Source organism: Streptomyces sp. ID05-39B, assembly GCF_033794725.1.
In the GTDB taxonomy this organism is placed as follows: Bacteria; Actinomycetota; Actinomycetes; order Streptomycetales; family Streptomycetaceae; genus Streptomyces; species Streptomyces bobili.
The window spans coordinates 1-774 of sequence record NZ_JARGEF010000534.1; the positions used below are offsets into that span (position 1 = coordinate 1).

The 774-nt window shown below is 70.2% G+C and carries 1 protein-coding gene and 1 pseudogene; both read left to right on the forward strand.

All coding sequences use genetic code 11. The features are described from left to right. Positions 1–609, forward strand: a 609-nt coding sequence (locus P1P75_RS41745) for an ATP-binding cassette domain-containing protein (RefSeq protein WP_319265312.1), incomplete at its 5' end; no start/stop codon positions are given. Next, a pseudogene (locus P1P75_RS41750) lies at positions 606–774 on the forward strand (ABC transporter permease); the annotation flags it as partial. The gene P1P75_RS41745 and the pseudogene P1P75_RS41750, both read left to right, overlap by 4 nt.

Here is a 774-nt window from a genome sequence, read left to right on the forward strand (position 1 = left end):
GCCGCCGATCTGCTGGAGCGCTTCGACCTGACCGAGGCCGCGAAGAAGCCCGCCTCCACCTACTCCGGCGGCATGAAGCGCCGCCTCGACCTGGCCATGACCCTGGTCGGCGACCCGCGGATCATCTTCCTCGACGAGCCCACCACCGGCCTCGACCCGCGCTCGCGCCACAACATGTGGCAGATCATCCGCGGGCTCGTCTCCGACGGCGTCACCGTCTTCCTCACCACCCAGTATCTGGAGGAGGCCGACGAACTCGCCGACCGCATCGCGGTGTTGAGCGACGGCAGGATCGCCGCCCAGGGCACCGCCGACGAGCTGAAGCGGCTCATTCCCGGCGGCCACGTCCGGCTGCGCTTCGAGGACCCACGAGGCTACGAGGCAGCCGCCACCGCGCTGCGCGAGGTCGCACGGGACGACGACGCCCTCGCCCTGCAGATCCCCTCCGACGGCAGCCAGCGCGAACTGCGCGCCGTCCTCGACCGGCTCGACGCGGCCGGCGTCGAGGCCGACGAGCTGACCGTGCACACCCCCGACCTCGACGATGTCTTCTTCGCCCTCACCGGCCCGGGCAGCGTCCCCCACCAGTCCAAGGAGAACGTCCGATGAGCGCCCTCTCCCTCGCCGTACGCGACTCGAACACCATGCTGCGCCGCAACCTCCTGCACGCCCGGCGCTACCCGTCCCTCACCCTGAACCTGCTGCTCACGCCGATCATGATGCTGCTGCTCTTCGTCTACATCTTCGGTGGCGTGATGAGCGCCGGCATCGGCG